Source organism: Enterobacter sp. T2 (genome assembly GCF_010692925.1).
GTDB lineage: Bacteria > Pseudomonadota > Gammaproteobacteria > Enterobacterales > Enterobacteriaceae > Enterobacter > Enterobacter kobei.
In genome coordinates this window covers 4,419,627-4,446,560 of record NZ_CP048736.1, presented here as the reverse complement: position 1 = coordinate 4,446,560, position 26,934 = coordinate 4,419,627, and the positions used below count along the sequence as shown (strand labels likewise).

General features: G+C 56.1%; 25 protein-coding genes. 15 read left to right on the top strand and 10 right to left on the bottom strand.

Annotation, left to right across the window (positions count from 1 at the left end; translation table 11 throughout):
* Positions 1-73: 73 nt before the first annotated feature.
* Entirely contained in the window at positions 74-793 is a 720-nt protein-coding gene (gene ompR / locus G0034_RS21365) for an osmolarity response regulator transcription factor OmpR (RefSeq protein WP_001157751.1), read from the top strand.
* The gene (envZ, locus tag G0034_RS21360; RefSeq protein WP_179121258.1) at positions 790-2,136 is read left to right on the top strand and encodes a two-component system sensor histidine kinase EnvZ; all 1,347 of its coding nucleotides are present in this window, start codon (positions 790-792) and stop codon (positions 2,134-2,136) included. Before ompR ends, envZ begins: the two co-directional genes overlap by 4 nt.
* Positions 2,137-2,237: 101 nt before the next feature.
* On the opposite strand, the gene pckA is transcribed toward envZ, so the two are convergent.
* The 5 genes from pckA to G0034_RS21335 all read right to left on the bottom strand — a co-directional run bounded on the left by pckA (position 2,238) and on the right by G0034_RS21335 (position 8,405).
* Positions 2,238-3,857, bottom strand: a complete 1,620-nt coding sequence (gene pckA, locus G0034_RS21355) for a phosphoenolpyruvate carboxykinase (ATP) (RefSeq protein WP_023331490.1) — start codon at positions 3,855-3,857, stop codon at positions 2,238-2,240.
* Between the two features lie 360 nt (positions 3,858-4,217).
* Complete coding sequence (hslO, locus tag G0034_RS21350; RefSeq protein WP_162184515.1) at positions 4,218-5,102, bottom strand: Hsp33 family molecular chaperone HslO; 885 nt, start codon at positions 5,100-5,102, stop codon at positions 4,218-4,220.
* Between the two features lie 18 nt (positions 5,103-5,120).
* Positions 5,121-5,522: a ribosome-associated heat shock protein Hsp15 gene (gene hslR / locus G0034_RS21345; RefSeq protein ID WP_014885535.1), complete on the bottom strand. Its 402-nt coding sequence runs from the start codon at positions 5,520-5,522 to the stop codon at positions 5,121-5,123.
* Complete coding sequence (gene yrfG, locus G0034_RS21340) at positions 5,519-6,202, bottom strand: GMP/IMP nucleotidase (RefSeq protein WP_059372990.1); 684 nt, start codon at positions 6,200-6,202, stop codon at positions 5,519-5,521. Before yrfG ends, hslR begins: the two co-directional genes overlap by 4 nt.
* A 67-nt stretch (positions 6,203-6,269) precedes the next feature.
* Positions 6,270-8,405: an intracellular growth attenuator family protein gene (locus G0034_RS21335; protein ID WP_014885533.1), complete on the bottom strand. Its 2,136-nt coding sequence runs from the start codon at positions 8,403-8,405 to the stop codon at positions 6,270-6,272.
* Positions 8,406-8,730: 325 nt separating this feature from the next.
* On the opposite strand from G0034_RS21335, the gene nudE reads away from it, so the two are divergent.
* Entirely contained in the window at positions 8,731-9,291 is a 561-nt protein-coding gene (gene nudE, locus G0034_RS21330) for an ADP compounds hydrolase NudE (RefSeq protein WP_179121257.1), read from the top strand.
* A gap of 79 nt (positions 9,292-9,370) precedes the next feature.
* On the opposite strand, the gene mrcA is transcribed toward nudE, so the two are convergent.
* A complete protein-coding gene (gene mrcA, locus G0034_RS21325; protein ID WP_014885532.1) occupies positions 9,371-11,923 on the bottom strand; it encodes a peptidoglycan glycosyltransferase/peptidoglycan DD-transpeptidase MrcA in 2,553 nt (850 codons plus the stop codon).
* Between the two features lie 120 nt (positions 11,924-12,043).
* On the opposite strand from mrcA, the gene G0034_RS21320 reads away from it, so the two are divergent.
* The 12 genes from G0034_RS21320 to trpS all read left to right on the top strand — a co-directional run bounded on the left by G0034_RS21320 (position 12,044) and on the right by trpS (position 22,005).
* Positions 12,044-12,820 carry a type IV pilus biogenesis protein PilM gene (locus G0034_RS21320; protein WP_023331485.1) on the top strand — a complete coding sequence of 259 codons (777 nt, stop codon included), beginning with the start codon at positions 12,044-12,046 and terminating at the stop codon, positions 12,818-12,820.
* Complete coding sequence (locus tag G0034_RS21315; RefSeq protein WP_023331484.1) at positions 12,817-13,311, top strand: PilN domain-containing protein; 495 nt, start codon at positions 12,817-12,819, stop codon at positions 13,309-13,311. Before G0034_RS21320 ends, G0034_RS21315 begins: the two co-directional genes overlap by 4 nt.
* A gap of 3 nt (positions 13,312-13,314) precedes the next feature.
* Complete coding sequence (locus G0034_RS21310) at positions 13,315-13,770, top strand: HofO family protein (protein WP_023331483.1); 456 nt, start codon at positions 13,315-13,317, stop codon at positions 13,768-13,770.
* Entirely contained in the window at positions 13,760-14,164 is a 405-nt protein-coding gene (locus G0034_RS21305; protein WP_032629558.1) for a HofP DNA utilization family protein, read from the top strand. Before G0034_RS21310 ends, G0034_RS21305 begins: the two co-directional genes overlap by 11 nt.
* Complete coding sequence (gene hofQ, locus G0034_RS21300; RefSeq protein WP_023331482.1) at positions 14,076-15,314, top strand: DNA uptake porin HofQ; 1,239 nt, start codon at positions 14,076-14,078, stop codon at positions 15,312-15,314. The genes G0034_RS21305 and hofQ overlap by 89 nt, the downstream gene beginning before the upstream one ends.
* Before the next feature lie 286 nt (positions 15,315-15,600).
* A complete protein-coding gene (gene aroK / locus G0034_RS21295; protein WP_003861630.1) occupies positions 15,601-16,122 on the top strand; it encodes a shikimate kinase AroK in 522 nt (173 codons plus the stop codon).
* Between the two features lie 56 nt (positions 16,123-16,178).
* Positions 16,179-17,267, top strand: coding sequence for a 3-dehydroquinate synthase (gene aroB, locus G0034_RS21290; RefSeq protein WP_045268728.1), 1,089 nt, complete (start codon positions 16,179-16,181; stop codon positions 17,265-17,267).
* Positions 17,268-17,359: 92 nt separating this feature from the next.
* Positions 17,360-18,655: a cell division protein DamX gene (gene damX / locus G0034_RS21285; protein WP_014885525.1), complete on the top strand. Its 1,296-nt coding sequence runs from the start codon at positions 17,360-17,362 to the stop codon at positions 18,653-18,655.
* Between the two features lie 67 nt (positions 18,656-18,722).
* On the top strand, positions 18,723-19,535 hold the full coding sequence (gene dam / locus G0034_RS21280) for an adenine-specific DNA-methyltransferase (protein WP_014885524.1): 813 nt from the start codon (positions 18,723-18,725) through the stop codon (positions 19,533-19,535).
* 41 nt (positions 19,536-19,576) lie between these two features.
* On the top strand, positions 19,577-20,254 hold the full coding sequence (gene rpe, locus G0034_RS21275; protein ID WP_014885523.1) for a ribulose-phosphate 3-epimerase: 678 nt from the start codon (positions 19,577-19,579) through the stop codon (positions 20,252-20,254).
* On the top strand, positions 20,247-21,008 hold the full coding sequence (gene gph, locus G0034_RS21270; RefSeq protein WP_014885522.1) for a phosphoglycolate phosphatase: 762 nt from the start codon (positions 20,247-20,249) through the stop codon (positions 21,006-21,008). Before rpe ends, gph begins: the two co-directional genes overlap by 8 nt.
* Positions 21,001-22,005 (top strand): tryptophan--tRNA ligase, encoded by a 1,005-nt coding sequence (gene trpS / locus G0034_RS21265; RefSeq protein ID WP_045134907.1) that lies wholly within the window; start codon positions 21,001-21,003, stop codon positions 22,003-22,005. Before gph ends, trpS begins: the two co-directional genes overlap by 8 nt.
* A gap of 144 nt (positions 22,006-22,149) precedes the next feature.
* Here trpS and G0034_RS21260 read toward each other — a convergent pair whose 3' ends face one another.
* The 4 genes from G0034_RS21260 to nirB form a co-directional block, all read right to left on the bottom strand.
* Positions 22,150-22,320 (bottom strand): YhfL family protein, encoded by a 171-nt coding sequence (locus tag G0034_RS21260; protein WP_014885520.1) that lies wholly within the window; start codon positions 22,318-22,320, stop codon positions 22,150-22,152.
* 138 nt (positions 22,321-22,458) lie between these two features.
* A complete protein-coding gene (gene cysG, locus G0034_RS21255; protein WP_014885519.1) occupies positions 22,459-23,832 on the bottom strand; it encodes a siroheme synthase CysG in 1,374 nt (457 codons plus the stop codon).
* A gap of 135 nt (positions 23,833-23,967) precedes the next feature.
* Positions 23,968-24,294: a nitrite reductase small subunit NirD gene (nirD, locus tag G0034_RS21250; protein ID WP_014885518.1), complete on the bottom strand. Its 327-nt coding sequence runs from the start codon at positions 24,292-24,294 to the stop codon at positions 23,968-23,970.
* Entirely contained in the window at positions 24,291-26,834 is a 2,544-nt protein-coding gene (gene nirB, locus G0034_RS21245) for a nitrite reductase large subunit NirB (RefSeq protein ID WP_069602426.1), read from the bottom strand. Before nirB ends, nirD begins: the two co-directional genes overlap by 4 nt.
* Positions 26,835-26,934: the final 100 nt, after the last annotated feature.

The window sequence follows — 26,934 nt, the reverse complement described above, 5'->3', positions numbered from 1 at the left end:
CGCTGGTCGAATACGTGCACTTTTTTAGAATACGCTGTCACAAAGACTATCCGAACCTTTGGGAGTACACACAATGCAAGAGAACTACAAAATTCTGGTCGTGGATGACGACATGCGCCTGCGTGCGCTGCTGGAGCGTTATCTGACCGAGCAGGGCTTCCAGGTTCGTAGCGTCGCGAACGCTGAGCAGATGGATCGTCTGCTAACCCGTGAATCTTTCCATCTGATGGTTCTCGACCTGATGCTGCCGGGCGAGGACGGGCTCTCTATCTGCCGTCGTCTGCGTAGCCAGAGTAACCCGATGCCGATCATCATGGTGACCGCGAAGGGTGAAGAAGTTGACCGTATCGTGGGCCTCGAAATCGGCGCGGATGACTACATTCCAAAACCGTTTAACCCGCGTGAACTGCTGGCGCGTATTCGTGCCGTGCTGCGTCGTCAGGCGAACGAGCTGCCTGGCGCACCGTCGCAGGAAGAAGCGGTGATTGCCTTCGGCAAGTTCAAGCTGAACCTCGGTACGCGTGAGATGTTCCGTGAAGATGAGCCAATGCCGCTCACCAGCGGTGAGTTTGCGGTGCTGAAAGCACTGGTCAGCCACCCGCGTGAGCCGCTTTCCCGTGACAAGCTGATGAACCTGGCGCGTGGTCGCGAATACTCCGCAATGGAACGCTCCATCGACGTGCAGATCTCCCGTCTGCGCCGCATGGTGGAAGAAGATCCGGCGCATCCTCGTTATATTCAGACCGTATGGGGTCTGGGCTACGTGTTTGTCCCGGACGGCTCTAAAGCATGAGGCGAATGCGCTTCTCGCCGCGAAGCTCATTTGCCCGCACCCTGTTACTGATCGTCACCTTGCTGTTCGTCAGCCTGGTGACGACCTACCTGGTGGTTTTGAACTTTGCGATTTTGCCGAGCCTCCAGCAGTTTAATAAGGTCCTGGCATACGAAGTCCGTATGCTAATGACCGATAAACTGCAACTGGAAGACGGCACGCAACTGGTCGTTCCCCCGGCGTTTCGCCGTGAAATCTACCGTGAACTGGGCATTTCGCTCTACTCGAATGAGGCGGCAGAAGACGCGGGTTTGCGCTGGGCGCAGCACTACGAATTTCTTAGCCAGCAGATGGCGCAGCAGCTGGGTGGCCCAACGGAAGTCCGCGTTGAGGTTAACAAAAGCTCGCCTGTCGTCTGGCTGAAAACCTGGCTGTCACCCAACATCTGGGTGCGCGTTCCGCTGACGGAAATCCATCAGGGCGATTTCTCGCCGCTGTTCCGCTATACGCTCGCCATTATGCTGCTGGCGATAGGCGGGGCCTGGCTGTTTATCCGTATACAGAACCGACCGCTGGTCGACCTGGAGCACGCTGCGCTGCAGGTCGGTAAAGGCATTATTCCTCCCCCGCTGCGCGAGTATGGCGCCTCGGAAGTGCGTTCTGTGACGCGGGCCTTTAACCACATGGCCGCAGGCGTGAAGCAGCTGGCGGATGACCGTACGCTGCTGATGGCGGGCGTCAGTCATGACCTGCGCACGCCGTTGACGCGTATCCGTCTGGCAACGGAGATGATGGGCGAAGAAGATGGTTATCTCGCCGAGTCCATCAACAAGGACATCGAAGAGTGTAACGCCATCATCGAGCAGTTCATCGACTATCTCCGTACCGGGCAGGAGATGCCGATGGAGATGGCGGATCTGAACGCGGTGCTGGGTGAAGTGGTGGCCGCGGAAAGTGGTTATGAACGTGAAATTGATACTGCCCTTCAGGCCGGTGAAATTCAGGTCCGTATGCACCCGCTCTCCATTAAGCGTGCGGTGGCGAACATGGTGGTCAACGCGGCGCGCTACGGTAACGGCTGGATTAAAGTCAGCAGCGGGTCTGAACTCAACCGCGCCTGGTTCCAGGTGGAAGATGACGGTCCGGGTATTAAGCCCGAGCAGCGTAATCATCTGTTCCAGCCGTTTGTGCGTGGCGACAGTGCGCGCAGCACCAGTGGTACGGGCTTAGGCCTGGCGATTGTGCAGCGTATTATCGATAACCATAACGGATTGCTGGAGATCGGCACCAGCGAGCGGGGTGGGCTGAGCATTCGCGCCTGGTTACCGGTGCCGGTGACGCGCGGACAGGTGAAAGAGAGTTAATCATTAAACGGTGCGGCCTGATGCCCTCACCCCGGCCCTCTCCCACTGGGAGAGGGGGAAAACATTAAAAAAGGCAACTTTCGTTGCCTTTTTGCTTTTACCTACAGCTTCGGTCCCGCACTCACCAGCGCTTCGCCCGCTGGTGTATCGGTATATTTCTCGAAGTTCTCAATAAACAGCTTCGCCAGCGATTCTGCCTTCTCGCGCCACTGCTCCGGCGAACCGTACGTATTGCGCGGGTCGAGGATATGCGTATCCACACCCGGCAGCGACGTTGGGATGGCCAGGTCAAACATCGGCAGCGTGAAGGTTTCGGCGTTATCGAGAGAACCATCCAGAATGGCGTCGATAATGGCGCGAGTATCCTTGATAGAGATACGTTTGCCAGTCCCGTTCCAGCCGGTGTTCACCAGGTAGGCCTGCGCGCCAGACGCCTGCATGCGTTTCACCAGCACTTCAGCGTACTGCGTCGGGTGCAGCGACAGGAATGCTGCGCCGAAGCAGGCGGAGAAGGTTGGGGTTGGCTCCGTCACGCCGCGCTCGGTACCCGCCAGTTTGGCCGTAAAGCCAGAAAGGAAGTGGTACTGCGTCTGGCTGGCGGTCAGGCGAGATACCGGAGGCAGCACGCCAAAGGCATCCGCCGTCAGGAAAATCACCTTCGTAGCATGACCCGCTTTTGACACCGGCTTCACGATGTTGTCGATGTGGTAGATCGGGTATGACACGCGCGTGTTTTCGGTTTTCGAGGCGTCGTCAAAGTCGATAGAGCCGTCGGCACGTACGGTGACGTTTTCCAGCAGCGCATCGCGACGGATTGCGTGGAAGATATCCGGCTCAGCCTCTTCTGACAGGCGAATGGTCTTCGCGTAGCAGCCGCCTTCAAAGTTAAACACGCCGTCATCGTCCCAGCCGTGTTCGTCATCGCCAATCAGACGACGTTTCGGGTCGGTGGAGAGGGTGGTTTTCCCTGTGCCGGACAGGCCGAAGAACACCGCCACATCGCCTTTCTCGCCGACGTTCGCCGAGCAGTGCATGGACGCGATGCCGCGCAGTGGCAGCAGGTAGTTCATGACCGAGAACATCCCTTTCTTCATCTCGCCGCCGTACCAGGTACCGCCGATCAGCTGGATACGCTCGGTCAGGTTGAAGGCGACAAAGTTTTCGGAGTTCAGGCCCTGCTCTTTCCACTGCGGGTTAGTGCATTTCGCACCGTTCATTACGATGAAGTCAGGCGTGAAGTCCTGCAGCTCTTCGTCGGTTGGACGAATAAACATGTTCTTCACGAAATGCGCCTGCCAGGCTACTTCGGTAATGAAACGTACGGAGAGACGGGTGTCGGCGTTAGCGCCGCAGAAAGCGTCTACGATAAACAGACGCTTGCCAGAAAGTTGATGGGTGACGAGCCCTTTCAGATGCTGCCAGGTTTCCGGGGAGAGCGGTTTGTTGTCGTTCTTCCCTTTGCCTTTGTCAGCCCACCACAGCGTATCGCGGGTGGTTTCGTCTCGGACGATATACTTATCTTTCGGCGAACGACCGGTAAAAATACCGGTATCGACGGCGATAGCACCAAGATTCGTCAACACACCGCGCTCGTATCCTTCCAGTGCTGGATTGAGCTCTTCCTGATACAGCGTATCGTAGTCGGGGTTGTAGACGACTTCCTGGACGTCGTGAATACCATAAGCCTTGAGATCTTGCGGGGTTAAACCAGTAACACGCATATCACTGCTCCTTAGCCAATATGTACTGCCTGAAATTGTAGGGTTTTTCTGGGGTTGTTAACCGCGACGGGGCTCATAGATTTACGCATCTGGACAAAACCCTTACTAACGGAAAACGCTGCGACTCCAGTCACAGTGCAGGCGGATTATCGCAGGAATCGCTTTTTGGTTGGGGAAAATGTTCCGAAAAGGTTAAAGGCTGGTGATTTTATCGGAGAGAATGTGAATGTAATCGCATACACGTAAGAAAATTACGTAAGAGTTACATACGGAAAACGATTCAGCTTAAGCGAGGTTTTTTGCCCTCACCCTAACCCTCTCCCACTGGGAGAGGGAACTGGATGGGGAGAGGGAAGGGTATTAGTGAACCTGCGGATCCGCCGGGGAGGCGTTGTTGCGGATCTCAGCGATATCCATTGAATTGAACACATAGTGCGTACCGCAGTAGTCACAGTGCATATCAATTTCGCCGTCTTCCGCCATGATGCTGTCGATCTCTTCATCTGGCAGGGTTTTCAGCGCACCCGCGCAGCGTTCGCGAGAACAGGTGCATTTGAACTCCACCGCCTGCGGGTCGTAAACGGTCACTTCTTCTTCGTGGTACAGACGCCACAGCACGTCAGTCGCCGACAGGTTAAACAGCTCTTCTGCTTTGACGGTTTCGGTCAGCGTCGCCAGGTGCTCGAAGTCATTGGTCTGTGCGTCCTGGGCTGGCAGAACTTGCAGCAGCATACCGCCCGCAGCAGGCTGACCATCCACTTCACCGGTGCGGATGAACAGACGCGTCGGCAGCTGTTCAGAACGCATGAAGTAATCTTCCAGGCAGGCTGCCAGGGTATCCCCTTCGAGGCCGACCACGCCCTGATAGCGTTCACCTTCCTCAGGGGAGATGGTGATCACCAGGTAGCCATTCCCCACCAGCGTTTTGAGGTCTGCATTTTCTGGCACATCGCCCTGAACGCGTGCGACGCCGCGCATCTGCTGCTGGTTATTGCCGTTGATCACTGCCAGCGTCATTGGGCCGTCACCCTGCAACTGCACGGTAATATCACCGGCAAATTTCAGCGTCGCGGTCAGCAGGCTGGTGGCAACCAGCAGTTCGCCCAACAGGGTCTTCACCGGCAGCGGGTAATTGTGGTTTTCCAGAATCTGTTTCCAGGTTTCGGATACGGTGACCAGTTCGCCGCGCACGGCGAATTGTTCAAACAGATAGCGGTGTAATTGGTCGTGTTGGGCCATTTTCATCTCTCGTGCGGGTGAGGGTTACTCTGTCTCACCGTGTTTAAATTTCATCAGATCGCGGCGCTCTTTTTTATCCGGCCGCCGGTCCGGGTGGGGCATGGTTAGCGCATTCATTTTGCGCGCCAGCGCGGTCTTCTCGCGTTTCTCAACGCTTTCCGCCGTCTCTTCATAAAGCAGTGCGGCTTCCGATGCGGGCCGACGTTGTTCGGTAATGGCTTTAATCACCACCGTTTTTTCATCGTTGCCCTGGCGTAGCGTTAAGGTGGCGTTCAGCTCAACCAGCTTGCTCGGCTTGCTGCGCTGGCCGTTGTAATGCACTTTACCGCCGTCAACCATCTCGCGGGCAAGGGCGCGCGTTTTATAAAAACGGGCCGCCCACAGCCATTTATCCAGTCTTACCCCGTCAGAGGGTTTTTCTTTCATGGCGTCTCCTTCACGGTCAGTGAGGGGATCATCTGGCGGTAGTCGTTCAGTCCAGGATGTCGCAGATAGCGTTTTTCAGCCAGGCCAGAGTCAGGATTGGTGACGCCCAGACAATAGCGAATGCCAAACGTTGCCGCGGAATCCAGAATGGGCTCGCTGTCGTCAATGAACAGCGTGCGTTCCGGCTGCAAGCCGGTCTCTTCCTTCACCGCATGCCACAACCGCTGATCCTCTTTCGGATAACCAAATGTGTGGGTAGAAAGCAATAAATCAAGGTGCGATGCCAGCCCCGTGTGCTCCAGCTTCACGGCCAGATTATGTGGATGCGCGTTGGTCAGCAAAATACGGCGCTTGCCGCTGGCTTTCAGCGCGTCCAGGAACGGAACCGTATCTTCGCGCAGTACCGCGCGCGGGCCCTGGGCGGTGGTCATGGCACAAATATCCAAACCGAGGCGCTCGCTCCAGTAGTCAAGACAGTACCAGTTTAGCGTATGTTGCGCCGCGCTATATTGCGAACGAATGAATGCCTGTGCTTCTGCCGGGGAGATACCCTGCTGTTCGCCGTAGGTTTCCGGTACCAGCTTTTGCCAGAAATAGTTATCAAAGGCGAGATCGAGCAGCGTGCCGTCCATATCCAGCAGAACGGTGTCGACCTGCTGCCAGTCGATATCAAGATGCATAAGGGGGAACTCCAGCCAGAAGAAACGTGCGCGACAGGGTAGCACATCTTGTCGCGCAACGAGGTTATCAGATCAGGCTCTCGGAGGAGGGGATCAGCTTGGGATTAAGGCAATTTTCATAATATTGCTGGATCTCAGCAAGACGGGTGCGCGAGCGTTGATAGCGGCGCAGCGCCATAATACCGTTCCAGACAATGGCGATAAGCATGGCGATCATCAGCAGAGAGGTGCCAATGTATCGCCACAATCCTGCGCTATCCGGCATCCTGTGCAGGCCGATATGACGGGTGCCGTTGGCATCGGTATAAATACTGGTGACAATCCCTTCGGCGCTGAAGGGGGTTTGCATCAGCATCTGCGCCAGACGCTGGAACTGACCCCACTGCTCCTGTGCCGGATAGTCATAAAGCGCCACCTGCGGGTAAGGCTGATCGACCAGGTCGCTGCCCTCATCGCTGACAATCACAAAGCCGCCCGGTGCCGGGCTGTTGAGCGCCTGCGCCGCACGGGTGGTTTCGCGCATCATAAACGGCGATGTCGACGTGGCGACCAGGTTATCCAGCGATTCGGCGCTTACCGGACGCAGCAGGACGTTGACACCGTCCAGTCGTCCCGCTTCGGCGCGTTTGACCAGTGAGTCCCAGTCTTTGCTGTTCCCCAGGTTAACCAGCGCGTTTTTGAGGCGTATGCACTCATCCTGCGAGGAACATAAATCCTGGGTTTTGAGAACGATATCGCCAAAGTCATCCAGGAGAACCATGCCTGACTTCTGGATGGCAGAACGGAGCGCAGGGCTGACGCGTGAATCGTCATCCGCTTTCGGGTGCAGCTGGCGGTTAACCGTCTGGGTCAGCGCCGTGGCTTTATTCACCACTTCGGATTCCGGTAATGGCAGCGGCGGCGCGTCGTTCCAGATAATTTGCGAGCAGTCGAACGGCATGAAAGGCGAGCTCTGCCGCGTGTTCCATCCGCCCGGGCTGTGGATATTACACATCCCGGTTCCCTTCAGGCGCAGCGTATCGCCCACCCGCACCCCTGCTTCATCCAGCTGGTTGACGCTGGTCGCTTCGATGGTCTGCGCGCCTTTAATCCACGACAGGGTGAATTTGATGGGCATATCCAGCGGTACGAAAAGCAGCAGCATGATAAACACCAGCGCGGCGCCGCCAGCAATGACCGTGCTACGGAGCCAGTGCTGAAGCGGGAAATTTTTTACTTCATCATGCAGAGACAGGAAGCGTCCCTGACGCACAACGTGGCGGTCAAGGTAGATATCAATATCGGTTTTCTGCCCTAAATCCTGCGCGATCCACGGTTGCCAGTGGCGCGGATAGATAAGGTCGATAATACCGAGCGAAATATTGTTGAGATGCTCCTGATCGTTTTCACCGAACAGACCCCAGCGCTTTGGTGTGCCGCGCAGGCAGTGGATCTCCCGCAACGAGGTTTTGGCCGGCGGTGCAAAAAGCCCCCACAGTCCGGCAGCCAGAAGCAGCACAGCGCCCCCTGCCAGCCACGGAACAAAGACGTCCGGCGTCAGCAGGCAGACAAAAAAGAGCAGGAAAGCGGCAACGATCAGAATGGCTTCACGGATGCCGTCCGGACGGCTCAGGGCGTATTCTTCATGCGTTTCCTGACGAATGTTCAGCAGTTCGATCTGCTCGGTCTCTTCGCCACGAATGGAGGCCTGTGTTGAACTCGCGCGTTCCAGCGCAAAACGCGGAGCTTCGTGAAGATATTCACTCAGGGTATGACCGTTAAGCGAGATAACCAGCGGCAGCGAATCGGTATGAATCAGCTCAACGCTGTTTTCGTCGTTAATGTACTGTTCCCAGGAGGGGGGCAGATGTACCTCGACGGAATCAAGATAGTAGCGCCACTTGTTGGGGTCGTCCGTTGTGATACCGTAGCGAGTAATGGAACGCGTCACGCAGAGCACGGTGTCGCTCTGCGCGTTAAGTTTCAGTGCGACAGGCGCAGCTGTAGCTCCCGTCGGCCCAGGCGATAACTGGGTACGGTTCAGCGTTTCGAGATAGTTTTCAACTGCATCGCGCTCATCTTGCGCGAGTTTACGGGTGGTCGCACCCGCGAAGGCATTTAAAAAAGGCAGCCGGTAACGGCGCTGTGCGCGTCGCCAGTACAGCCACCCTGCAATCAATGCGCTGGCCAGCATAGCAGCGAGAACAATCAAAATGGTGCTCATGCTTTCCCCATCTTACTAATCTTCTTACAGGTGTAATCAGTAGCACCTTTACATTGAATGAGAGTCTGTGGCTGGCTATCGGCAAGTATGGAGTCGAACTTGAGCATTCTGAAGCGCATCCCAGTGACCGGTGATGATAGCAAAGCCTCTTATGGCGCGATATCAGCAAATTCCTGGAAACATTTCAACCTCTTGACATTTGTTTTGAATTGAGGATTGATCCCAGCTACGTTGCATAAATGTAAATAAAGAGCGATTGACATTGCCGAAACCGTGCGGCATATCGCACAATAAAGCCAGTTCACACTGTTAAGACCCCATCAAGATGAGCAAACCACTACAAAAACCCACCATTCTGAATGTTGAAACTGTCGCCAAATCGCGCCTGTTTAATGTTGAAAGTGTGGACCTGGAGTTCAGCAACGGTGTGCGTCGTGTTTATGAACGTATGCGCCCCTCTTCGCGCGAAGCGGTGATGATTGTCCCTATCGTCGACGATCATCTGATTTTGATCCGCGAATACGCCGTGGGAACAGAATCTTACGAACTTGGGTTCTCCAAAGGACTGATCGACCAGGGCGAAACGGTCTTTGAAGCGGCAAACCGTGAGCTGAAAGAAGAGGTGGGTTTTGGTGCGAATGAGCTGTCGTTCCTGAAAAAACTGAGCATGGCGCCGTCCTATTTTTCCAGCAAAATGAATATTGTGGTGGCTGAAGATCTCTACCCTGAATCGCTGGAGGGAGATGAGCCGGAACCGCTGCCGCAGGTGCGCTGGCCGCTGGCGCATCTGATGGATCTGCTGGAAGACCCAGACTTTAACGAGGCCCGCAACGTGAGCGCGTTGTTCCTGGTTCGGGAATGGTTGAAGGGGCAGGGGCGGTTGTAGGTCATAAAAAAGCCGGGTAGCGGCTTCGCCTTACCCGGCCTGGGATTCTTTGCCCGGTTTTTACCGGGCATTTTTATGCTTAGAACAGCTCGTGCGTTTCGCCGTTATCAATAATCTCTGTACCCACCTCATGCACCGCCTGCGTGGTTGGCTGCGTGCCTTCGATGAAATACTCGGCGCGGCTATTACCGCCATTAGCGAGCTGTCCGGTGCTACGGTCGATATTGACCGTGACCACACCCGGCGGTGGCGTTAATGGCTGCTCTGGTACGCCTTCAAGAACGGATTTCATGTACGCATCCCACGCCGGTTGTGCGCTTTTCGCGCCGCCTTCGTAGCCGGAAATCTGATCTTTAATCGCGCCGGATGCCGTGGTACGACCTAAGTCACGGCGATGATCGTCGAAACCGATCCACACCGAGGTCACTACGCCCGGACCGTAGCCGGAGAACCATGCATCTTTCGAGCTGTTGGTGGTACCCGTTTTACCGCCGATATCATGGCGCTGTAAATCGCGTCCCGCACGCCAGCCGGTACCCTGCCAGCCTGGTTCACCGAAGATGTTGGTGTTCAGCGCGCTCTTGATCAGGAACGACAGCGGCGTGTTGATCACATGCGGGGCATACTCCTGCGCGCCGGTCTGTGCAACCAGCGACTGGTTAGCCTGCTCCAGCTGTGGCTGCGGTACAACGATATTCGGCTGCTCCTGAGACACGGCAGGGTCTTCCATGTCCTTGTTTTCAAGCACCTCGGATTTCGGTGTATTGCCGTAAATGACCGGGATATCACACTCAGGGCAGGCAATTTTCGGTTTTGCCTCAAACAGCACGCCGCCCTGATCGTTCTCGATTTTACTGATGAAGAACGGGTCAACCAGGAAGCCACCGTTGGCCATCACCGAGTATCCACGTGCGACCTGAAGCGGCGTAAAGGAAGCGGAGCCTAACGCCAGCGACTCGGTGCGAACGATGTTCTGCGCCGGGAAGCCGAAACGCTGCAGATACTCTGCCGCATAGTCAACGCCCATTGCGCGCATGGCACGTACCATCACCACGTTTTTCGACTGTCCCAGACCCTGACGAAGACGAATAGGGCCGGCATATTCCGCAGGCGAGTTTTTCGGCTGCCAGTCGGAACCGGCACCAGCGTCCCAGCGGGAGATAGGCACGTCGTTAAGGATGCTGGCAAGGGTTAAGCCCTTATCCATCGCCGCGGTGTAGAGGAACGGCTTGATGTTGGAGCCAACCTGACGCAGTGCCTGAGTCGCGCGGTTGAACTTGCTCTGGTTGAAATCGAACCCGCCAACCAGCGCCATGACCGCACCATTCTGTGGGTTGATCGAGACCAGGGCCGAGTTGACGTCAGGGACCTGCGCCAGCCACCAGGCATCGCCCACCTTACGCACCCAGATTTGCTGTCCGGTCTGTACCACATCGGTGACTTTACGCGGGGTTGGCCCTTGCAGAGTGTCCGAACGGTAAGGTCGTGCCCAACGCATCCCGTCCATACGCAGGGAGACGGAAGTGCCATCCGCCAGGGTCGCAACGGCTTCCTGAGGATTGGCCTGCGTCACGACAGCAGGGAGGAGCGGGCCATAGGTTGGCAGCGCCCTCAGCGTGCTGGTGATTTTTTTGCTGTCCCACGCGCTTTCACCCACTTTCCAGAGCACGTTTGACGGGCCGCGATAGCCGTGACGCATGTCGTAGTCCATCACGTTGTTGCGCACCGCCTCCTGAGCCGCCTGCTGCACTTTGCGAGTGACGGTGGTGTACACGCGATAGCCATCTTCATAGGCCTTGTCGCCATAACGGCTCACCATCTCCTGGCGCACCATTTCGGTCAGGTAAGGCGCAGAGAAGGCGATCTCAGGGGCGTGGTAGTTGGCGTCAATGACATCGTTGCGCGCCTGGTCGTACTCGCTCTGGCTGATATAGCCTTCGCTCAGCATACGTGACAGGACGACGTTACGACGCGAGGTGGCGCGATCGAGCGAATAGAGCGGGTTAAACGTAGAAGGCGCTTTAGGCAGACCGGCGATGGTGGCCATTTCGCTTAAGGTGAGTTGATCCACCGGTTTACCGAAATACACCTGTGCCGCAGCCCCCACGCCATAAGCACGGTAGCCCAGGTAGATTTTATTGAGGTACAGCTCAAGGATTTCGTCCTTGCTCAGCAACTGCTCAATACGGATCGCCAGGAACACCTCTTTGATCTTACGTATCAGCGTTTTTTCAGGGCTGAGGAAGAAGTTACGCGCCAGCTGCTGCGTAATGGTACTTGCCCCCTGGGAGGCATGACCAGAGAACAACGCAATGCTCGCGGCGCGGAAAATCCCCACCGGATCGACACCGTGGTGCTCGTAAAAACGGCTGTCCTCGGTGGCGATAAAGGCTTTCACCATCACGGGCGGAATTTGGTTTAAGGTCAGCGGGATACGACGCTTCTCGCCATACTGCGCCATCAATTCGCCATCGGCGCTATAGACTTGCATCGGGATCTGGAGCCGCACATCGCGAAGCGTGGCGACATCAGGTAGCTGTGGCTCAATATATTTGTACAAACCGTAAATCGAGCCTGCTCCCAGCAGAATGCAACAGACTGCAAGGATGAATAAATACTTTACGAACTTCACCGGAGATTTCCCATTTGGTTTCACTTGGGCAGTTTCTAAACAATCGCGCGGTAGTATAAAGGCAAGCCTGATTCATTGATATAGCCGTCACGGCGACGGGCGATAAGGAGATCGTGAAGTATGGCTTTCAAAACATGGCAAACGGGCGTTCATATTCAACAGGATAGGGTGCTGATTGCGGCGCTGGCCCGGGAGAGAGGCGGCTGGTGTTTACGCCGCTGGTGGGCATTCACTCTTGCTGAAGGCACGATTCGTGACGGCAAAATTTGCCAGCCGGAACAGCTGGTTGATGCGTTGCGCGACTGGCGAAAGACGCTGCCGCATTATCACCGGGTCTATCTCTCATTCCCAGCCGCGCGCACTCTGCAAAGGTCGCTTCCCCGCCCGGCGGTTGCGCTGCGCGACAGCGAACAGCTCTCATGGCTGGGCGCGTCGCTCTCGCGCGAACTGGAGATGTCCGCAGATACCCTCTGTTTCGATTACACCCAGGATACGTTCAGCAATACGTATCACGTCACTGCCGCACAAAACAAGGAGGTTGAAACGCTGCTGGCGCTGGCGAAAACACTGCATTTGCGGCTGGCGACCATCACCCCGGATGCCAGCGCGCTGGGGAACCTGCTCCCTGCGGTAGCACCGACGCCGTGCGTCGCCTGGCGGGATCAGCATCAATGGCTGTGGGCCATGCGCCACCAGTGGGGACGTCGATACACCACGGAAGCAGAAAACGTCACTGAGCTGGCGGCGCTGCTGGCCCTCAACCCGAACGACATCGCGCTGTTTGATACCCAACGGACGCCATGGGAAACCCTGCAACGCTGCCATGCTCCTCTCCCCGAATGCGGAGCTGACTTTACCGTCGCGCTGGCACTGGCTATGAGTGAGGAGCCTGAATGAACGTCACCAATTTCCTGCCCTGGCGTCAGCAGCGTCGCGCGCGATGCCTGCGTTTCTGGGGCGGCATGTTTATCAGCACGTCGCTGCTGATCCTCATGATCGTTTTCAGTCTGCGAATGAACCATCAGGTAACGCTGCGCGCGCTGCAAAGTCAGCTTGTGGGAACCCAGTCCGTGCAGCGTGGCCTTATGTCTCGCCAGAAACTGACCACCGTGACGCAGAAGCCTGCGGGCACGCTGCAACGACACGCATGGCAACCGGTGCTGGAATCACTTTCCCGCGCCATGCCCCCACAGGTCTGGCTGACAGAGCTGCGTTATCAGCCTCCCGCGCTGATGATGATCGGGTATGCCTCCACCCTTCCGGCTCTCTCTGCGCTGCGCAACGGGGTGAGACAACTCGCCGGCTTTACGCCCGGGCCTGAAGGGGAGCTTCGGCAGGATAGCCAAGGGCGCTGGATGTTCACTCTGCACCTGAAAAGCGAGGGGTAGCGCGTGGAGACTCTGTTAGAACGCTGGTGTGATAGCCGCCCCTGGTGTCGGCTGATCTGCATGTGTCTGGGGATTTTCCTTGTGGGACTGGCAGCATGGAGCACGGTGCTTCGGCCAGTTGAGAGGGAGTGTACAGAGCGACAGCAGCAGCTGGTCCAGGAGGTGCGGACTAACGCGTCGCTGTGGCCTTCCGCCAGTAAGACAGCGCTTCGTCCAGAAACCCAGACGGCACGGGAGATGATGCCATTTTCGCCGCTCGATTTTCAGGGTGAAGGAACAACGCTCCTGCACTGGAAGCCGTTGCAGAACGGCGGCGAACTGGCGCTGGAATCGGCGTGGCAGGCGATCCCCGCACTCTTTTCCCGGCTGGCACAGCGGGATGTGCAGGTCGCTGCTTTTACGATTTCGCCCCAAAGTACGGTGTTACGCCTGCGGCTGGAGCTGGAACATGCGAAATAGCGCGAAGTGCCTGCTGGTTTGTTCCGTGCTGTTATTGACCGGCATCCGCGATCCGTTTCGTCCGCCGGATGACCCTTGCGCTACGGGCGAGCTGGCGCAGTGGCACTACCGCGGAATGGTAGCAGGACAGCAGCGACTGGCTATTTTACAGGACGGGCAACAGCGCTGGCATCGTATGAAAATGCACGATCGTTTTCCGGCGGGCTGGCAGATAACCGCCATCAATGAAACGGAACTGGTCATTGCCGTGGGGGAGACATGTGAACCCGGGCAATGGACGTGGCAACGAGAAGGAAAGGATACAAATGACGTTAAGGATAGTGCTGTTGCTGCTGGCGTTCAGCCACCCGCTGTGGGCCGCCGCGCCAAAGCCGGTCACGCTGGTGGTGGATGATGTTCCTGTGGCCCAGGTGCTCCAGGCACTGGTTACGCAGGAGAACCGTAATCTGGTGATATCGCCCGATGTCAGCGGCACGCTCTCGCTTAATCTGACGGGCGTCCCCTGGTGGCAAGCATTGCAGACGGTCGTTGCCAGCGCCGGGCTCGTTTTGCACGAGGAGCGCAGCATTTTTTATGTTCATACCCCGGCATGGCTGCGCGATCGGCGGGAACGTTTAGAGCAGGAGCGGGCGCGTCGACAGCTTGATGCACCGCTGGTCTCGCAAAGCCTCCCTTTTTCATATGCGGATGCCGGGGAACTGCAAAAAGCCGCGGAAAAGCTTCTGAGTCCAAAGGGGAGTGTATCGGTCGACAAACGTACCAACCGCCTGCTGGTCAGAGATAACGCGGCCGCGCTGGAAGCGCTGCAACAGTGGGCGTTGCAGATGGATATTCCCGTCGAGCAGGTTGAGCTGGCGGCGCACATTGTCACCATTAATGAAAAAAGCCTCCGTGAGCTGGGCGTGAAATGGAATCTCGCTGACGCTACCGAGGCGGGCAGGGTTGGACAGATTACGACCCTTGGCAGCGATCTGTCCGTGGCCAGCGCAACCAGCCATGTGGGGTTTAACATCGGGCGGATTAACGGCAGGCTGCTGGATCTGGAGTTATCTGCGCTGGAACAAAAACAGCAGGTCGATATCATCGCCAGCCCCCGGCTGCTGGCCTCGCATATGCAACCGGCAAGCATCAAGCAGGGCAGTGAGATCCCGTATCAGGTCTCAAGCGGCGAAAGCGGCGCGACCTCGGTGGAGTTTAAAGAGGCAGTACTCGGAATGGAGGTCACGCCGGTGGTATTGCCCGGTGGACGCGTGCGACTGAAATTACACATCAGTGAAAACATGCCGGGACAGGTGTTGCAGCAGGCTGACGGTGAAACGCTGGCCATCGACAAGCAGGAGATAGAAACCCAGGTGGAGGTCAAAAGTGGAGAAACGCTGGCGCTGGGCGGGATTTTCTCGCAAAAGAATAAAACCGGCAGTGACGGCGTACCCGGGCTTAGCCGCATCCCCTGGCTGGGACAACTTTTTCGCCATGATGGAAAAGACAATGAACGGCGTGAGTTAGTGGTGTTTATTACACCACGTCTGGTGGCTATTCACTGACGGGTAACGATCCCCGCAATGATTTTGCATTCAGTTTGTTGCAGATGTTTGACGTGGGGCATGAATTAGCATACAAGGAGTACCGATTTGAGTTGGACTTACGTCTTATTACCTTATGCGACCGGCGTGGTGATTTAATCAGTTGCCAAACAAGCCGGAGTATTGAGATAATTTTTAGTCTGACTCTCGCTCTATTGCATATGAGGTTTCAGTTCATGTCCTGCTACGCCGGGTGTCTGCGAAGCGGGGATTACCATTAACGAATAGTCTTAGTAGTACCGATAAAATGGCAGAGAAACGCAATATCTTTCTGGTTGGGCCTATGGGTGCCGGCAAAAGCACTATTGGGCGTCAGTTAGCTCAACAACTCAATATGGAATTTTACGATTCTGATCAAGAGATTGAGAAACGAACCGGAGCTGATGTGGGCTGGGTTTTCGATGTAGAAGGCGAAGAAGGTTTCCGTGACCGAGAAGAAAAAGTGATCAACGAACTCACGGAAAAACAGGGCATCGTACTGGCAACAGGCGGCGGCTCTGTGAAATCTCGCGAAACCCGCAACCGTCTCTCCGCCCGTGGCGTAGTGGTCTATCTTGAGACGACCATTGAGAAACAGCTGGCACGTACGCAGCGCGATAAAAAGCGCCCGTTGCTGCAGGTTGAAACGCCACCTCGCGAAGTTCTGGAAGCGTTGGCCGATGAACGCAATCCGCTGTACGAAGAGATTGCCGATGTGACCATTCGCACTGACGATCAGAGCGCTAAAGTGGTTGCAAACCAGATTATTCATATGCTGGAAAGCAACTGATTCTGGCTTTATATACACTCGCCTGCGGGTAAAGCATTAAAGGTGGATGTCGCGTCATGGAGAGGATTACAGTTACTCTCGGGGAACGTAGTTACCCTATCACCATCGCGGCTGGTTTGTTTAACGACCCAGCTTCCTTTTTACCACTAAAAGCGGGTGATCAGGCGATGCTGGTCACCAATGAGACGCTGGCTCCGCTTTATCTCGACCGCGTACGCCACCTGCTTGAGCGGGCAGGCGTTAAAGTCGACAGTGTGATTCTGCCCGATGGCGAGCAGTATAAAAGCCTGACGGTACTGGATACCGTCTTTACCGCATTGCTGCAAAAACCGCATGGTCGCGATACAACACTGCTTGCCCTGGGCGGCGGTGTTGTGGGCGATCTGACCGGCTTTGCGGCCGCAAGTTATCAACGTGGCGTTCGTTTTATTCAAATCCCGACCACGTTGCTGTCACAGGTCGACTCCTCTGTCGGCGGCAAAACCGCAGTCAACCATCCGCTCGGCAAAAACATGATTGGCGCGTTCTACCAACCCGCATCGGTCGTAGTGGATCTCGACTGTCTGAAAACCCTGCCGACGCGCGAGCTGGCTTCGGGTCTGGCTGAAGTGATCAAATACGGCATTATTCTGGATGGCGAGTTCTTTAACTGGCTGGAAGAGAATATGGATGCGTTGTTGCGCCTGGATGAAGCAAAACTGGCATACTGCATTCGTCGTTGTTGTGAACTGAAAGCAGAAGTTGTCGCCGCAGACGAGCGTGAAACCGGCTTACGTGCTTTACTGAATCTTGGGCATACGTTTGGTCACGCCATTGAAGCCGAAATGGGTTACGGCAACTGGTTGCACGGTGAAGCCGTCGCAGCCGGAATGGTCATGGCAGCCCGCACCTCTGAACGTCTGGGTCAGTTTAAACCGGAAGAGACGGCACGTATCATTGCGCTGCTTGAACGTGCAGGTTTGCCGGTAACCGGGCCGCAGGAGATGTCGGCGCAAGCGTATTTACCCCACATGATGCGCGATAAAAAAGTATTGGCAGGTGAGATGCGTCTTGTACTCCCGCTTGCAATAGGGAAGAGTGAAGTGCGCGGCGGAGTGTCGCACGATGTCGTTCTTGGCGCTATCGCTGATTGTCAGCAGGCGTAACAACTAGAAAGGTCAGGCCACTTTTACCGGTGGTCGTTTAGCTTCAGGCGAAATGCAAAGACGTAGGCATAAGCCTTTGAGTGGGGTGTTAAATGGATGAATTCAAACCAGAAGACGAGCTGAAACCCGATCCCAGCGATCGTCGTACTGGTCGTTCTCGTCAATCTTCAGAACGTGATAACGAGCCGCAGATCAACTTTGACGATGTTGAACTGGATGCAGACGATCGTCGCCCTTCGCGTAGCCGCAACGCGCGTGATGAGCGAGAAGAAGAGGATTATGAGTCCGAAGAAGATTCAATGGACGAACAGCCTGTAGAGCGTCGCCCGCGTAAACGTAAAAAAGCCGCTGCGCAGAAACCGGCTTCCCGCCAGTATATTATGATGGGCCTTGGCGTTTTGGTGCTTGTGCTGCTGATTGTTGGCATTGGCTCCGCGCTGAAAGCACCGTCAACGAACTCAACCGAGCAGACGGCTTCTACTGAGAAGAGCATTAATCTTTCCGGTAACGATGCGACGGATCAGGCGAACGGTGCGCAGCCAGCGCCGGGCACCACTTCCGCTGAGCAGACTGCCAGCAACACCACGACGCCGCAGGATGTTTCCCTGCCGCCTGTGTCATCAACCCCAGCTCAGGGCCAGGCTCCCGTTACGCCTGAAGGCCAGCAGCGTGTAGAAGTTCAGGGAGACCTGAACAATGCACTGACGCAGCCACAGAACCAGCAGCAGGTTGATAACGTTGTGGTGAACTCTACGCTGCCAACTGAACCTGCAACCGTTGCGCCGATTCGCGGTGGTAACGCTCAGCCGCAAACTGCGGCGACGGAAACCAAGCCGCGTCAGACGCAAACGGCGACACGTCCTGAACGTAAGCAGGCGGTGATTGAGCCTAAGCGTGAAACCAAACCTCAGGCCGTAGTCAAAGCGCCTGAAGTGAAAGCCGCACCGACACAGCCGAAACACACGGCTACAGCTGCCGTGAACGAGCCGGCCAAAGCGCCAGTCACGCAGACTGCACCGAAAGCGACGGCGACCACAACGGCACCGGCGGCCACCACTGCGCCTGCCGCGACGGCTTCCAGCACGACAGCAGGCAAAACCGCAGGCAACGTCAGCTCGCTGAAATCTGCGCCATCCAGCAACTACACGCTGCAGTTGAGCAGTTCGTCTAACTATGACAACCTCAACGGTTGGGCGAAGAAATCAAATCTGAAAAACTACGTGGTTTATCAGACGACCCGAAACGGTCAACCGTGGTATGTGTTGGTTAGCGGGGTTTATGCATCCAAAGATGAAGCGAAACGTGCCGTGGCGTCGCTGCCTGCAGATGTTCAGGCTAAAAACCCATGGGCGAAGCCGATTCATCAGGTTCAGGCCGATCTGAAGTAATGTTTAAAGCGCAGGATGCTGTCGGAGCTTTCTCCACAGCCGGAGAAGGTGTAATCAGTTAGTCAGCATGAAAAAAAATCGCGCTTTTCTGAAATGGGCAGGGGGGAAATACCCCCTGCTCGATGATATTAAAAAGCACCTGCCAAAAGGCGAGTGTCTTATCGAGCCCTTCGTGGGTGCAGGATCGGTGTTCCTGAACACCGATTTTTCTCGTTATATCCTCGCGGATATCAACAGCGACCTTATCAGCCTCTATAACATCGTCAAACTGCGTACCGATGAGTATGTGGAAGAGGCGCGTAAGCTGTTTACGCCTGAGAACAACAACCCTGACGTCTACTATCGGTTCCGCACGGAGTTTAATCAGAGCCAGGATCCGTTCCGCCGCGCTCTGTTGTTCCTCTATCTCAACCGTCATGGTTACAACGGCCTGTGCCGGTATAATCTGCGTGGTGAATTCAACGTGCCGTTTGGTCGTTATAAGCGCCCGTACTTCCCGCAGGACGAGTTATATCACTTTGCTGCAAAAGCGCAGAATGCAGAGTTCCACTGTCTCTCCTATGAGGAGTGTATGGAACTGGCGGGCGTAAATTCGGTGGTTTACTGTGACCCTCCGTACGCCCCGCTGTCGGCGACGGCGAATTTCACCGCCTACCATACCAACAGCTTCAGCCCGGCCGAACAGGCGCGTCTGGCGGAGATGGCGGAAAAGCTGGTCAGCAAAAGAATTCCGGTGTTAATTTCGAATCACGATACGCCTGATACGCGCGAATGGTATAAAGCCGCGAAGCATTTTCAGGTTAAAGTGCGGCGTAGCATTAGCAGCAACGGCGGCACACGTAAAAAGGTGGACGAACTCCTGGCTCTTTATCGCCCCTGAGCCGTTTTGCCCGCCGGTAAACACATTTCAAGGAGATGCGGATGAAACAGTTTTTGATTGCTCCCTCAATTCTGTCGGCCGATTTTGCCCGCCTGGGTGAAGACACGGCTAAAGCTCTCGCGGCTGGCGCAGATGTCGTCCATTTCGACGTTATGGATAACCACTATGTCCCCAACCTGACGATTGGCCCAATGGTGCTCAAGGCGCTGCGTAACTACGGCATCACCGCGCCGATCGACGTTCACCTGATGGTCAAGCCGGTCGACCGAATCGTGCCAGACTTCGCCGCGGCGGGGGCCAGCATCATCACTTTCCATCCGGAAGCCTCAGAACATGTGGACCGCACCCTGCAGCTGATCAAAGAGAATGGCTGTAAGGCGGGTCTGGTGTTTAACCCGGCCACGCCGTTGAGCTATCTCGATCATGTCATGGATAAACTGGACGTCATTTTGCTGATGTCTGTTAACCCGGGCTTTGGCGGTCAGTCGTTCATCCCTCATACGCTGGACAAGCTGCGCGAAGTGCGCCGTCGTATTGATGAGTCAGGATACGATATTCGCCTGGAAGTGGACGGCGGTGTGAAAGTGAATAACATTGGTGAAATTGCGGCAGCGGGCGCGGATATGTTCGTTGCCGGGTCGGCCATTTTCGACCAACCGGATTACAAAAAAGTCATTGATGAAATGCGCCGCGAGCTGGCGAAGGTAAGTCATGGATAAATTGCAGGCAATTCGGGGTGTAGCGTTCGACCTCGACGGCACGCTGGTTGACAGCGCGCCGGGCTTAACGAGCGCCGTGGATCAGGCGCTGTATGCCCTTGAACTGCCCGTTGCGGGCGAAGAACGTGTTGTGACGTGGATTGGCAACGGTGCCGATGTGCTGATGGAGCGCGCGTTAACGTGGGCTCGTCAGGAGCGCGCGTCGCAGCGTTCCGCGCAGGGCAAACCGAGCGTCGATCACGCAGATATCCCTCAGGATGAGCAGCTGCGTATCCTGCGCAAACTGTTCAATCGTTTCTATGAAGAGACCGTTGAAGAGGGGAGTTTTCTCTTCCCGGACGTCCAGGAAACCCTGAGCGTGCTGCATGCCCAAGGCATCCCGCTTGGGCTAGTGACCAATAAACCCACGCCGTTTGTTGCCCCTCTTCTCGACGCGCTGGATATCGCGAAATATTTCTCCGTGATTGTGGGCGGCGATGATGTGCAAAACAAAAAGCCGCATCCGGAACCGCTGTTGCTGGTGGCAGGAAAATTATCCTTAACACCTGCGGAGCTGCTCTTTGTCGGGGATTCCCGCAATGATATTCTGGCTGCCCGCGCGGCAGGATGTCCTTCCGTCGGATTGACCTATGGCTACAACTACGGTGAGGCCATAACGCTGAGTGAGCCGGATGTTGTGTTCGACCACTTCAAAGATTTGTTGCCCGCACTCGGGCTTTCGCACAGTGAACATCAGGAATTGAATAATGACTAAGCCCATCGTATTTAGTGGCGCACAGCCGTCAGGTGAATTGACCATTGGTAACTACATGGGTGCGTTGCGTCAGTGGGTCAGCATGCAGGATGACTACCATTGCATTTACTGCATCGTGGATCTTCATGCTATCACTGCGCGTCAGGATCCTGAGAAGCTGCGCAAAGCCACCCTGGACACCCTGGCCCTCTATCTGGCCTGCGGCATTGATCCTGAGAAGAGCACCATTTTCGTTCAGTCACATGTACCAGAGCACGCACAGCTGGGCTGGGCGCTGAACTGCTACACCTACTTCGGTGAACTGAGCCGCATGACCCAGTTCAAGGATAAATCCGCACGCTATTCTGAAAACATCAACGCCGGTCTGTTTGACTATCCGGTGCTGATGGCGGCTGACATTCTGCTGTACCAGACCAACCAGGTTCCTGTCGGTGAAGACCAGAAACAGCACCTGGAGCTGAGCCGCGATATCGCCCAGCGCTTCAACGCGCTTTATGGCGAGGTGTTTAAAGTACCAGAGCCGTTTATTCCGAAATCGGGCGCACGCGTCATGTCGCTGCTGGAACCGACCAAGAAGATGTCCAAGTCAGACGATAACCGCAACAACGTTATCGGCCTGCTGGAAGATCCGAAATCCGTGGTTAAAAAGCTTAAGCGTGCGGTGACCGACTCCGACGAGCCGCCAGTGGTGCGCTACGACGTGCAGAATAAAGCGGGCGTTTCCAACCTGCTGGATATTCTCTCCGGTGTGACCGGCCAGAGCATTCCAGAGCTGGAACAGCACTTCGAAGGCAAGATGTATGGTCACCTGAAAGGTGAAGTGGCAGACGCCGTTTCCGGCATGCTGACCGAGTTGCAGGAGCGTTATCACCGCTACCGTAACGACGAAGCTTTCCTGCAGAAGGTGATGAAAGACGGCGCGGAAAAAGCCAGCGCGCGCGCGTCAGAAACCCTCAAAGCGGTGTATGAAGCGATTGGGTTTGTTAGTAAACCTTGAGCCTGCTTTGCCGGGTGGCGCTGACGCTTACCCGGCCTACGGGACCCTGTAGGTCGGGTAAGGCGGAGCCGCCACCCGACAAAAAACCGCACCGCGTAAATGCAAAAACCGGGAAACCCCGGTTTTTTTACGCCTGAAAACGGCTTACTGCTGTGCCGCCTGTCCGCAACCACCGATGATCTTCGAAATGGAGATCGCCGGGTGCAGCAGATAATCGTAGCTGCAGTTATTTTTGGTGTTTTGAACGTGACCGGTACAGGCCGTCAGGGTCGATAACAGGCCAACCAGAACGGCGGCTTTTGCCAGCTTGAACATACGCATTCCTTGTCTAAAAAATTGGATGTAATACGAGGGAATAAATGGAAAAGTTCCACTATGCGGGCGGTATGTTAGCGGTAGCCGTTAGAGGGGAGTAGTCCGCTTAAGGACTACTCGAAGAAGGAAAAATATGTGTCAGTGATTCGAGAACCAGTTCAGCTTATCGCGTAATTCAACCACGCGACCCACCACAATCAACGCCGGACTTTCAACCTGCTGCGCCAGCTCGCCGAGTTGAGTCAGCACACCATCGACAACACGCTGCGTAATGGCGGTACCGTTTTCAACCAGCGCAACGGGCATATCTGCCTCCATGCCGTGCTCCAGCAGTTTCGCCTGAATGGTGGCGGCCTGATTCAGCCCCATGTAGAAGACCAGCGTCTGCTTTTCAGCGGCCAGGTTATGCCAGTCCAGTTCGCTGCCGGTTTTGAGGTGGCCCGTCACCAGACGCACGCTCTGCGCGTAATCGCGGTGGGTCAGCGGGATGCCGGAGTAGGCTGAGCAGCCGGACGCCGCCGTAATCCCTGGCACCACGGAGAACGGAATACCTGCGTTGCACAGGGTTTCCAGCTCTTCGCCGCCGCGACCAAAGATAAACGGATCGCCGCCTTTCAGACGCACCACGCGCTTACCTTTCTGCGCCTCACGCAGCAGGATCTGGTTAATCTCTTCCTGCGGTACGCAGTGGTAGCCCGCGCGCTTGCCGACGAAGACGCGATCGGCGTCGCGACGCACCAGGTTCATGATGTCATCGGAGACCAGGCGGTCGTAGACCACGATATCCGCCTGCTGGATCTGTTGCAGGCCTTTCAGCGTCAGTAAGCCTGCATCGCCAGGACCCGCGCCGACCAGCACCACTTCACCACGGTGATCCAGCGGTTCGTTCAGTAACTGTTCGGTCGTCTCTTCCACCGCTTTTGTGTCCTGGTTCGCCAGCGACTGCGCCAGCCTGTCGTTCACAAAGAACTTTTCCCAGAAGCGACGACGCTCCCCTACGGTCGCGAAGGTTTGCTTCACGCGGGAACGAAGTTGTCCGGCATAGTGGGCAATCTGACCAAGATGCTGCGGCAGCACGGCTTCCAGTTTTTCCCGCAGCAGGCGGGCGAGAACAGGTGAGCGTCCACCGGATGACACCGCAATCATCAGCGGTGAGCGGTCGATAATCGACGGCATGATAAAGCTGGCTTCTTTCGGCGCATCTACCACGTTGCAGAAGATACGCCGCGCTTCGCAGGCATCGCTGACGCGCTGATTCACGGCATCGTCATCCGTTGCGGCAATGGTCAGCCAGCAGGTATCCAGCAGGGATTCATCAAACTCTCCTTGTACCCGCGTGAGCATCCCTTCCTGGGCCCAGACGTCAAACTGCGGGGTGAAGGTGAGAGCATTCACGGTCAGTCGGGCCCCCGCTTCCAGCAGCAGGCGCGCCTTGCGCTCAGCCACATCGCCGCCGCCTACAAGCAGGCAGTCGCGATGGCGTAATTGACAAAAAATCGGCAGGTGGTCCACGACGATACCTCACAGCATTCAAGGAGGGGGTAAGCATTGACGTCAGGATAACAGCAGGAATCGCCGAAAATATACGGTTTTTCCTGCCGTTACCCATAAGGGGTCATAAGCCTTTCCTATTGAAAAGGCGGGGGGTTACGCTTTGAGCTGCACCTTGCCGTCCTTCACGCGGACGTCATAGTGCTTCACGGAGACGCTTTCATCTTCCATGCAGCGTCCGTCGGTTAAACGGAAACGCTGCTTTTTCAGCGGGCTGGCGACCCACAGTTCACCCTGGTGCTCGGCAATCAGGCCACGGGAGAGCACGCTGGCCTCGAAGAACGGGTCGATATTGCTGATGGCAAAAACCTGTTCATCGTGACGGGGACGGAAAATCGCGACCTGCTCGTTACCCAGCAGCGCACACACGCCGGTGGCGGGCAGAATGTCGTTAATCTCGCAAATGTTTACCCACTGGCTCATGCGTTTTCCTCCACCAGCGTGACTGGAATGCGTTCATACGGTGTTGCCGGGCGATGCTGCTCGCGCTCTGGCACCACCTGCACGTTCGGGTCGCGCTGGGTGCTGTTGATAAAGTGTTTGAAGCGTGTCTGCGCCGCAGGGGTATTCACGGTTTCGGTCCACTCGCAGATCACTGCCTCGCGCAGGCGAGCCATCTCTGCTTCCAGATGCTCGTTCAGGCCCAGCTTGTCGTCGATGATCACCGCTTTCAGATAATCAATGCCGCCTTCCAGGTTATCCAGCCAGGACGCTGTACGGGTCAGCTTATCGGCGGTACGGATGTAGAACATCATGAAGCGGTCGAGGTACTTAATCAGCGTGTCGTGGTCAAGATCCGCTGCCAGCAGGTCTGCATGGCGTGGTTTCATCCCGCCGTTACCGCAGACGTACAGGTTCCAGCCTTTTTCGGTGGCAATAATACCCACGTCTTTACCCTGCGCTTCGGCACATTCACGGGTACAGCCGGAGACGCCGAACTTCATTTTATGCGGGGTACGGATGCCTTTGTAGCGGTTTTCCAGCTCCACGCCGAAGCCGACGCTGTCGCCCACGCCGTAGCGGCACCAGGTGCTGCCCACGCAGGTTTTTGCCATACGCAGCGCTTTGGCATACGCGTGGCCGGTTTCGAAGCCTGCTTCAATCAGCTGGCGCCAGATTTCTGGCAGGTCGTCTTTCTGCGCCCCAAACAGCCCGATACGTTGTGAACCGGTAATTTTGGTGTACAGGTTAAATTCGCGGGCGATCCGGCCCACCGCGACCAGCCCTTCCGGCGTGATTTCGCCACCGGCGGAACGTGGAATGACGGAGTAGGTGCCGTCTTTCTGAATGTTCGCCAGGAAGTTGTCATTGGTATCCTGCAGCGGCGTGTGCTCGGGTTTGAGCACGTATTCATTCCAGCAGGAGGCCAGCAGGGAGCCGACGGTCGGTTTACACACTTCACAGCCGTAACCCTGGCCGTGTTTCGCCAGCAGTTCGTCGAAGGACTTAATGCCTTCCACACGGATCAGGTGATACAGCTCCTGGCGAGAGTAAGCAAAATGCTCGCACAGGTTGTTGTTCACTTCGATGCCCTGTTTCGCCAGCTCGGCGTTCAGCACCTGAGTCACCAGTGGAATACATCCGCCACAGCCGGTACCGGCTTTGGTTTCGGCTTTCAGCGCGGCAACGGTATGGCAGCCCTTGTTGATGGCAGAGATCAGCATACCTTTGGTGACGTCGAAGCAGGAGCAAATCTGCGCGCTGTCCGGCAGTTTATCCACGCCGATGGACGGTTTACCGCTGGAGGCGTGCGCCGGGAGGATCAGCGCGTCCGGGTTTTCCGGCAGCTCGATGGCGTTGAGCACCAGCTGGAGCAGGTTACCGAAGTCGCTGGTATCGCCTACCAGTACTGCGCCGAGCAGGGTTTTATTGTCCTTACTGACGATAAGACGTTTGTAGACTTCTTTGCTTTCGTCGAGATAGACGTAGCTGCGAGCGCCAGGCGTGCGACCGTGCGCATCGCCGATACCGCCCACGTCCACGCCCAGCAGCTTCAGCTTGGCGCTCATATCCGCGCCGGTGAAGGCGTTTTTGCTGCCGAGAATATGGTCCACGGCGACCTGCGCCATTTTGTAGCCTGGCGCCACGAGACCGTATACGCGGTTATTCCAGCTGGCGCATTCGCCAATCGCGTAGATATCCGGGTCGGAGGTCTGGCAGGTATCGTTAATCATGATCCCGCCGCGCTGCGCGACGGCCAGACCGCACTGGGTTGCCAGCTTGTCGCGTGGACGAATACCGGTGGAGAAGACGATAAAGTCTACTTCCAGCTCGCTGCCGTCAGCAAAGCGCATGGTTTTACGTGCTTCGGTGCCTTCCTGCACGATCTCTTTGGTGTTCTTGCTGGTGTGAACTTTCACGCCCATGCTTTCGATTTTACGGCGAAGCTGGTCGCCACCCATGTGGTCGAGCTGTTCGGCCATCAGCATCGGGGCAAATTCGATGACGTGGGTTTCTACGCCGAGGTTTTTCAGCGCGCCCGCGGCTTCTAAGCCCAGCAGACCGCCGCCGACAACGGCGCCGCGCTTGCTGCGGCGTGCGCAGGATTCAATGGCGTTGAGGTCTTCAATCGTACGGTAAACGAAGCAATCCTGAGTTTCAGAACCTTTAATAGGCGGGATCCACGGATACGAGCCTGTCGCCATGATCAGCTTGTCGTAAAAAACCGTACGCCCGGCGCTGGAGTGGATCACTTTTTCCTGACGGTTGATGGTGATGGCGCGTTCGCCCACCAGCACTTTTACGCCATGCTTCTCATAGAAACCTTCACGCACTAAAGAGAGCTCTTCGGCGGTATGATGGGAGAAGTAGGAAGACAAGTGCACACGGTCGTACGCCTTGCGGGGTTCTTCACAGAACACGGTAATATCGAACTGGTCGGCACCGGCTTTATCGAGAAGATCCTCAATAAAGCGATGGCCGACCATGCCGTTACCGATGATAGCGAGTCTGACTTTGCTCATTTTTGCCTCGATTTCTTTTCTATTACTGCCTACCTTAACGATTCAGCAGGGGCGCTTATTGATGTAAATCAAATACGTCTTCGCCTACTCCTTAGGTGGT